Raw genomic sequence first — 8,774 nt, forward strand, 5'->3', positions numbered from 1 at the left:
AGGGTCTGGCGCAAATCGCATGCCAAAGCGAAGGAAGTCATCTGGGAAATGCGGGCTTACATCTCTGTTAAGGGGCGCGGGCCTCTTCTCCTCCTTATCATAGAGAGTTTTGAAATGAATTCGAAAAGAGTACGAAAACGCGGATTTACATTGATTGAACTGTTGGTGGTCATCGCCATCATTGCCATTCTCATCGCATTGTTACTGCCCGCGGTACAGCAGGCCCGGGAGGCGGCACGCAGAAGTACCTGTAAAAACAACATGAAGCAAATCGGTCTGGCACTACACAACTATCACAGCACCCATCAGTGTAATCCCTTTGGTCATATGGGGCTGCATTCGACAGGCGCCAGTTATCGGTTCTGGACGTTCCAGTCAATGCTCCTGCCTTATCTCGATCAGGGCAACTTTTACAATGAGCTGGATTTTAACACTCCCAGTCCTACCTTAGGCTGCTTCGGGGCGCTCGACAGCACTTCAAATCGTGGCGGAAATATTGTCCCGATTTTTCTCTGCCCCAGTGACCCTAATGCAGGACAGGTAAGAGATGAAGCCAGCTTCGGCAAACATGTGCCTTCGGATTATCTGGGCGTTTCCGGAACAACCAGGACTGCCTTTGATGGAATTCTTTTTAAAGGGAGTAAAACCAGAATTCGAGACGTGACCGATGGGACAACAAACACACTCATGGTCGGCGAACGCGGAATACCCCTGGATTTACGCTACGGGTGGCCCATCTGTGGCAGTGGCGATGACCAGGGAGGCGATCGAGACAATATTCTCTCTATAGATTTGGGGCTCAGTCCGGGGGATTCAAGCACTTCAGCACACAATGGCCACTTCTGGAGTCAACATGTTGGTGGCGCGCACTTCCTCCTGGCAGATGGTTCGGTACGGTTTTTAAGTAACAATCTCGATTTTAATTTACTGCAAGATCTATCTACTATCGCTGGAGGCGAAGTCGTTGGCGAATTCTAATGTTCAGTGCTATAAAAATAATCAGAGCAGACTCCACTGGCATCGGCTCTATTCAAGAACAATGCTCTGGCTCATCTGCTTCACCAGTGGGATGTTCCTGTGCATGCTTCCCGGCTGTGGCACAAGCACCAAAGACATTGGTCGGCTGCCTGTCACCGGAACCGTTGTCAAAGAGAACTCGACTGCGGTCGTGAATGGAACCATCAGCTTCCTCCCGAAAAGTAAAGGGCCCGCCGCAACAACACAAATTAGAGACGGCGCATTTCAATTCAATAAGGAGAATGGCCCCATTCAGGGAGAATATCGAGTTCTTGTTTCAGGTCAGGCAGACAAGAGTCCGACTGATTCAACAACGAATCCCGATGAGGCGAACGCAGTTTTGGGAAAAGTCAACTCCACAGAGTGGACTTTTTCTACCCTCATCATGCCCGACTCCCGAGAGTTATCGCCCTTTGTGCTGGAAGAAAAAAGCGCCTCAACAAAGTAAGCTTGTCTCCACAGAGCGTCGCTGATCCATGCCAGATTTTTCCGCGGCTCCGGAAGATTTCCAAAGCGAAACCGTTATCAGATCAATGCCGCTTTTTGTATCGGCAGGAATGACCTGAAGACAAGCCTCGACCGCTGTAAAAATGAGTTCATGCTGAACTCAATCTGATGGCGCACCTTACAATAATGTTGAAACTACAATCAGATTCACACTGCATTCGTAATTCTAGAAAAATCCATAAGTCATTATTTATAAGTGCTTTAAGTAGCTTGGTTTTTATTCGTCGAATACGAATCGGCATAATTGGCATCTTTTGCGCTTCCCTCTTAACGCGTTCACATCACAACGCGGGCAGTTCTGATTTACCTAAAGGGGAAGAGTCATGATGATCCAGAAAAAAGTCCACTACTTGAAACGTTGCTTTCGCTGCTTACTGTCACTGGCTTTGATGGCGGGAATCTGCGGGTCACCACTATTGGAAGCAAAACCATCCAGAAAATCGTCCAGCAATAATAGTCGCAGCAGTTCAAAAAGTTCCTCCAGCAGATCAAGTCAACCACAAAGTTCCAGTCGCAGTAGTTCACAACGCTCACAATCGACCTCAAATCGTTCCAGTCGATCAAAAAGCAGTCCAACACAACGCAGTCAGCCAAAAAGTAGCCAATCGAAAAGCAGCCGACCCCAAAGCAGTCGCGCACAGCCGAAGTCAACACCTTCGACTTCCAAGAGACCCTCTCGTTCTTCACGACCCACTTCGAAAGTCGCACCACAAAAATCGACACCCAAAGTGAGCAATCGCGGAACCGGAAAATCAAAACCCTCCTTCAAAGTGACGCCGAAAACAACGCGGCCCGCTTTCAAGATTCCTCAGACAAGCAAACGCCCGAATGTAAAAGGGAATTCCAAAACTCCACCATCGCGCGTGCCCAGTCTCAAAATTCCTAATCGAAAACCAGGTACGACAAAAGACTTACCCAAGCCTGGAAAAAATGTCGTGAAACCAAAACCGGGCAAGAATAATGTATTTAAACCAGGCAAAGGCACATTTAATCCCAAGCCCGGCAAAGGAACCTTCGTTCCGAAACCAGGCAAAGGAACCTTCGTACCTAAACCTGGAAAAAATGTCGTGAAGCCAAAACCGGGCAAGAACAATGTGTTCAAACCAGGCAAAGGCACATTTAATCCGAAGCCCGGAAAAGGAACCTTCGTTCCAAAACCAGGTAAGGGCATCAAAGTTCCCAAGCCAGGTAAAGGGATCAAAGTACCGAACCTCGGCAAAGGCAAACAGATACCTCCCGTCAAAGGCATCTCAGGCAAAAACGCATTCGGCAAACCCGGAAAGCAGCCAGGAAAACTGGATCTGTCGAAGAACAAAGGATTCTCAAAAGGCAAAGGCAAATTGAAAGGCAATCAGTTTCAACCGTTTCCTCCTTCCAAAAAATGGATCGGTAAAAATGGCGTGCCTCTCAAGAAAGACTTGTTTAAAGGTAAAAACATCAAACCAATCAACGCGAGTCTCGATAAACAGCTGAAAGCCGGAAAATTAAATTCTCTGATCAACAGCAAGAAAAGCAAAAAGTGGAATCTCAAGAAGCAGTTTAATCTGCACAAAAAAGGCGATGTCGCACGACAGATGCACTTCCACAAGAATTTGCTCAAGCACGGCGGTTGGAGAAATCGAACACTGTTCGGTCGCATGTCACTCTCATACACCAACACACACTTTGGTAGCTGGTATGCCGGTCCTGGTGTGTACCCCAGCTACTGCTGGAGCCCACATTGGAGCGAGTGGGTTGACTGGTGCTGGTGGGACTGGTGTCACCCCATCTGTGATCCGCGACCACTCTTCTGTCGTCCTGTCATCTGTGAACCATGTGTTGCCTGGGACTGGTATGAATGCCCTGTCTGGCAGCCACTGCCCATCGTAACCTGTGGTACATGGGTTGACGTTGAACCCATCGTGATCAATACCGGGCTCGACTTGCAGATGTTGGCAGTACGGTTTGTAGATTCGGGACACGCAGAAGAAGAACTCGGACCTCGCTTTCGTGTCTGGTTCCGAAACAATAGCACGGTTGATATCTATAAACCGTTCAACGTGATGTTGATGGCTTCCAATTCACATGAATTAACAGAGGGAGTACCCGAAGCGGGATCACGTGTCGATAATATCGCCGCGGGTCAGATTCAGTCTGTCGATATCCGTCTGCCTTTTGCAGCCAGCACAATGTCGACCGATGCAGAAGGAAATGAAGTTCCTTTCGAACAATTGCATGTCTTGATCGATTCACATCAAGAAATTCCTGAAGCGTTCGAAGAAAACAATGGTGCTGTCATGGCACGCGTTGATGTCCTGTCAGTCGATCCTGCTCTGTTTTCAACTGACACAGAAGTCGTCGTGAGTGGGGGAATGGTGAATCTGGCAGGCGAAGGTCTGGGACCGGAACCCGGTAAAGTTCTCATGTCGCTCAATGGCATGAATTTTGAAGCGGAAATCCACGGCTGGTACGATCTCGGCGTTCGCGTCAAGATGCCCGAACTGCCTCTCTTAGATGCAGCAGAAGCAACCTTGATCGTGGTCCGTGGAGATGGAGCCGCTTCAAATCCAATCGAAGTACAGTTTGCACCACTGATGGCGGAAGTCGTCGCTGAATGACGGAAGTGTGCGACAGGTAGCTTGGAGCTATCTAAATTTCCGAAGAGGGAGCAGGCATTATGTCTGCTCCCTTTTTTTGTGGATCGACCATTCCATTTGCATTACAATTGCACAATACCCACACCGCACGTTTCAAAAATCAGACTCATGAGGTCCTTCTCCTGAAAACATTTCTCCGAGAATTCTGGCTATTCGGATTAAAGCAGGCATCCGCCTGTATCTTCGGAGGATTTCTACTAGCGGTGATGATCATCACGCGGTTCTGGTATCCCATTGATTTTCTCTATCGATACGATTTTCTGTTTCTGGCAGCCATCGCGTTTCAGGTTTTTTTACTCTGCTTTCGTCTGGAATCGCCGCGCGAAGCAGTTGTGATTTTAATCTTTCACATCGTCGCCACGGTAATGGAACTCTTTAAGACCTCCGACGGCATTCGCTCCTGGCAATATCCGGAACCATTTCTGATTGGTATTGGAAATGTTCCTCTGTTTGCCGGCTTTATGTATAGCGCCGTAGGAAGTTATATTGCCCGCGTCTGGCGCATTTTTGATTTTCGTTATTCCCATTATCCGCCAATGTGGAGCACCGTTGTGCTGGTGGCATTAATTTATATCAACTTTTTTTCGCATCACTATGTGTTCGACATTCGCTGGCTCTTAATTTTTGCCAGCATGCTCATGTTTGGGAGAGTAAGCATCTATTTCAAAATGGACACCGTGCACCGCCGCATGCCCCTGATAATCGGCTGGTTACTAGTGGCACTATTTATCTGGTTTGCAGAAAATCTGGCCACCTATTCCCATATCTGGATTTATCCCACCCAGGAAAAGCAGTGGCAAATGGTTCCCCTCTCCAAATTGACCGCCTGGTATCTGTTGATGATGCTCAGCTTCGTGCTGGTTTCGCTCGTGAATCGTCCCACCCTGTTCAAAGACTATCAGGAACCTGACACAAATTCGTCATAAGCATCACAGCAGCTCTGTTAATCAACCAGCTTCAACTCAATTTCATTTTCCGATTCGGAAACATTCACAACCAGAGGCGTACTGCTCGGATTGGTATATTTTACAGGAATCGCACTTTTCATCGAAACACCCTCTGACGTTGTTTGATAGGCGTTCACAGTCACTTTGTGCTCCCCCGCAAGAACACCATCATTTTTTCCGAACGTACTCAATTCAAACTTGCCAGAGGCGTCCGCTTTGCCCGTTGCGGGTTTCCTCCCTTCAGTGGGATAGAACATAATGGAGGCATCAGGGACCGGTTTCCCCTGATAAGTAACAACTCCAGAGACCGAAATCGTGGGCGGCAAGTCCGCATCCCGGTTCACACTACAACCCAGAAACACGATTAAGCCCAATACGGTCAATGCTGGTTTCATTAACAGACGGATCGAATGCATGAGTTGCTCCTGCTGAACTATTGAGATCGAATCGATTGTAATCAAGAACAGATTGACTGACTGAAATCCTTGATCTTTATTTACCTGAATTTAATTTACCGCTGCAAACTCATGAGGACTAATTGAGGAGGCCACCCAGGGGTAAGCCATCTTGAGGATTCCCCATTTGTTGATAAGTCAGAAAATCCATATTTTCACTCAGGAAGTGCACGCTACCATCAACCATTAAAAAATGGGCACCCCCTACATGGTAACTCGAAAAAGCAAATCCATCGGTCCAGCCGTGAGCGCCAGAACTGATCCGAGCCTGAGCACTGCCCCAGACTTTAAAAGGATGATTAATCGGAAACGCAGTAGTCATCGGAGAATGCCAGGCTGCCCAGGAAGACCAGGCATGGAACCCAGGAGAATTTTCGCCCACAAAAAGCACATTCGAAGTCCCGTCAATTACATCTCGCATTCTGATCGTCCGGTTGGGGGTCACCACACTTCCCCCGCCACCACTGACCCTCAGCCCCATACGACGGTCGAACATTCCGTGAGGCAGGGGAGAAGTGGCTGAAGTCAGATCGTAACCCCTGCCATCTACACCTTTATAAGTTGTAACAGCAATATTATTTCGGGAAGCAGCAGGGCAGGTCGCCGGATAACACCAGTTTGACCAAACCTGATTTGCACCACTCACTCGGTCGGCGGTCGGGTCACTGGGACAGCGATAAACGGTCAAGGGAGTTTGTGCGACCGTTAAATTTCCAGCATCAACAATATTTCCACTGAAGTTAATCTTATTATAAAGAGGGGCTTGATCGATATAGGGTAAAACCAATGCACGCCAGCCAAAGGAATTCCCGGTATCACCATGACTGATCGGAAAAACTTTGTGCGCATCATGGTAATTATGAGTGGCCAGTCCGATCTGTTTCAAGTTGTTTTTACATTGGCTCCGGCGCGCTGCCTCTCTTGCTTGTTGTACCGCAGGCAACAAAAGGGCAATCAGGATCGCAATAATCGCAATGACTACCAATAGCTCGATCAATGTGAATCCACGTTTATTGTAGAGGACTTTTTCCATCTTTCTTCCCTTTCAAAATCAATGAAAGTACGACACAGGCCCGCCCGAAATCTGATGTTTTACAAAACGTTCAAAAACCAGGCAGTATTAGACAATAATTAAAACGAATAACTTATAGGCATCAAATTACGCTCTCAGCGGAATTTATTTATCTCATCTCTACTCCACTGATCGCACCAAGCGTCATGCCATGATAGACTTCAGCACGAATAATATATGATTCTGAAGATTCGATCGGGATCTCTCCACTACGCATCTTGTTAAGTAATTCCGCAGCACGATGGCCCAGTTCTGTTTCGTCAACGGTGACCGAAGCGATATGTTGCTGAAGTACGCTATGGCGAATTTTGTCGCCAACTCCCATCAACGAAACCTCTTCCGGCATACGGATTCCCATTTTGTTTAAATGCAGATAGAGCCGCTCTGCCATCGAATCAAAAGACGAAAAAATGGCAGTAGGACGGTCTTTACTTTCCATCAGGCGTTTTAACGTCTTGGAAATTTCCACATCAAGAATCTGCATATCGATGACGCCGTCTTCACCAAAATAACAATTCTTCTCCGGGAGTTCATAGCCTTCCTGAGCAAGTACTGTTTGAAAGCCTTCCAGATACTTATCTGTAGTATGAGTACGGTGCGGGGCGAAAAAGGCAAAGTGCTCATGACCTGATTCAACCAGGGCTTCGCCCGCCAGTCTGCCAATCTCATTGTAGGGCAGTCCTAACAGAGGCGCAACAATGCCCTCGACCGGACGGTGACAGAGGACAACGGGAATGCCCGCTTTTTGTAACTGGCGAATTTGATACGCGGGAGTAGGAGGTGTACTCGCAGGCACAATCGCGACGCCTCCTACCTGATTATCAATCAACTGCAGAATCGCATTGCCCTGCTTGTCGATATTATTACGAGTGCAGCAAACCATCATCTGATTTTGTGATTCTCTCGCTGATTCTTCAAAACTGTGTTGCAGGGAGGGATAGAAACCGGATAAGACTTCAGGGATTACCAAAGCCAGAATATTGAGTCCAGAAGCAAGTCTCTGGCGCGCATTTTCATGCACGAAAGTTCCTTTACCCTGAACGCGGGTAACCAACCCTTCACGCTCCAGCATGCCCATGGCCTGCCTGACAGTACTACGTGCACTTTCAAATAAGTTCGCTAACTGTTGTTCAGAAGGAAGGGCGGTTCCGGGTTGAAGTTGTCCTTCTCGAATCTGCGTTTTGAGAAGTTCCTGAATGCGCTCGTATTTTGTCTGAGTAGAATCAGCAGATCTCCCAGCAGAAAATGAACTCGCATCAAAGGTTTCATCATTGAATATCAAAGGTCGATCATCCAAATTCAAGAACTTTCATTTGCTTTGTACACGTCTGTGATTCTGAATGAATCAATGAAAGGTACATACAATGGCATACCACTTGGCAGTTCCAATAATACAGAGGTCTTTTGATCAGTCAATCAGAAAATCGAGAACAAAGCATTTTAAATAGTATTAATCCAAGCTGAGACAGGCTTTGCAGCAAGTTCGCAAAAATAATCCGAAAACAAGTTCTGAATTAAATGTCTGTACAAGATTGATACAATTACAGAGCTTTTAGGAGTGATCCGTTTCTCTGGGGCGTACCACGAATCAGCTCGACTCGGAAAGGGAACCCCCCTCGCTATCTCACTCTTACCCTTCGTTTTTGAAGTGTCCCTCTAGTTTATGCTGAAAAGAGCCTATAATAATCGCGATAGGGAAGTCTGACCGGGATTCGCAGCAGAAAATTCGGTCATCCCGGGTTTCCTCGTGGAATCCCGCTTGCATCCCATGAAAAAACTGTTTCTACTATTTAAGTAGTGTTTATTGCGTAAAGTCCTGCCTTCAAAGAATATGAGGGATAACTCCCTTTTCATCGTGGGTTTATCCTGTACCACAGGTTTATTATCGCGTCTCCAGAACCATTTGGATCGAGTTGATTTTTATCGAAACCACTATGATTCAATGGGAAGCGTTCTAGAATTAACGAAGCTCACAGCAAATTGAATCATGCCCGACGATCTTGTCTTTATGATGGGGAATTTTGAGGCCCGAATTCCTCAGGACCGTGTTTATAGTAAGTCACACCTGTGGTTCAAGCAGGGGGAAGAGCATTGGCGCGTCGGTTTTTCTGCCTACTCGGTTCGGTTATTACAGGATGTC

Annotated in this window: 7 protein-coding genes; 4 read left to right on the forward strand and 3 right to left on the reverse strand. The window is 47.2% G+C overall.

Annotation, left to right across the window (positions count from 1 at the left end; genetic code table 11):
• The 4 genes from Q0668_RS02025 to Q0668_RS02040 all read left to right on the forward strand — a co-directional run.
• Positions 1–978: DUF1559 domain-containing protein (locus tag Q0668_RS02025; protein ID WP_366918858.1), on the forward strand; the 978-nt coding region annotated here is incomplete at its 5' end.
• On the forward strand, positions 965–1,465 hold the full coding sequence (locus tag Q0668_RS02030; protein ID WP_298859422.1) for a hypothetical protein: 501 nt from the start codon (positions 965–967) through the stop codon (positions 1,463–1,465). The genes Q0668_RS02025 and Q0668_RS02030, both read left to right, overlap by 14 nt.
• Before the next feature lie 382 nt (positions 1,466–1,847).
• On the forward strand, positions 1,848–4,121 hold the full coding sequence (locus Q0668_RS02035; RefSeq protein WP_298859424.1) for a hypothetical protein: 2,274 nt from the start codon (positions 1,848–1,850) through the stop codon (positions 4,119–4,121).
• A 59-nt stretch (positions 4,122–4,180) separates the two neighbouring features.
• The gene (locus Q0668_RS02040; RefSeq protein ID WP_298859426.1) at positions 4,181–5,086 is read left to right on the forward strand and encodes a DUF817 domain-containing protein; all 906 of its coding nucleotides are present in this window, start codon (positions 4,181–4,183) and stop codon (positions 5,084–5,086) included.
• Between the two features lie 17 nt (positions 5,087–5,103).
• Here Q0668_RS02040 and Q0668_RS02045 read toward each other — a convergent pair whose 3' ends face one another.
• From Q0668_RS02045 to Q0668_RS02055, 3 genes are all read right to left on the reverse strand, one after another.
• Positions 5,104–5,523, reverse strand: a complete 420-nt coding sequence (locus tag Q0668_RS02045) for a carboxypeptidase-like regulatory domain-containing protein (protein WP_298859428.1) — start codon at positions 5,521–5,523, stop codon at positions 5,104–5,106.
• A 118-nt stretch (positions 5,524–5,641) separates the two neighbouring features.
• The gene (locus Q0668_RS02050) at positions 5,642–6,595 is read right to left on the reverse strand and encodes a DUF1559 domain-containing protein (protein WP_298859430.1); all 954 of its coding nucleotides are present in this window, start codon (positions 6,593–6,595) and stop codon (positions 5,642–5,644) included.
• Positions 6,596–6,743: 148 nt separating this feature from the next.
• The gene (locus tag Q0668_RS02055; RefSeq protein ID WP_298859432.1) at positions 6,744–7,937 is read right to left on the reverse strand and encodes a GntR family transcriptional regulator; all 1,194 of its coding nucleotides are present in this window, start codon (positions 7,935–7,937) and stop codon (positions 6,744–6,746) included.
• Positions 7,938–8,774 lie beyond the last annotated feature (837 nt).

It is taken from the genome of uncultured Gimesia sp. (genome assembly GCF_937910335.1).
In the GTDB taxonomy this organism is placed as follows: Bacteria; Planctomycetota; Planctomycetia; order Planctomycetales; family Planctomycetaceae; genus Gimesia.

Excerpts from the sequence above, each read along its gene's own strand:
- Q0668_RS02035 (WP_298859424.1), top strand. The coding sequence starts at position 1,848 with ATGATGATCCAGAAAAAAGTCCACTACTTGAAACGTTGCTTTCGCTGC.
- Q0668_RS02040 (WP_298859426.1), top strand. The coding sequence starts at position 4,181 with ATGTCTGCTCCCTTTTTTTGTGGATCGACCATTCCATTTGCATTACAA.
- Q0668_RS02045 (WP_298859428.1), bottom strand. The coding sequence starts at position 5,523 with ATGCATTCGATCCGTCTGTTAATGAAACCAGCATTGACCGTATTGGGC.
- Q0668_RS02050 (WP_298859430.1), bottom strand. The coding sequence starts at position 6,595 with ATGGAAAAAGTCCTCTACAATAAACGTGGATTCACATTGATCGAGCTA.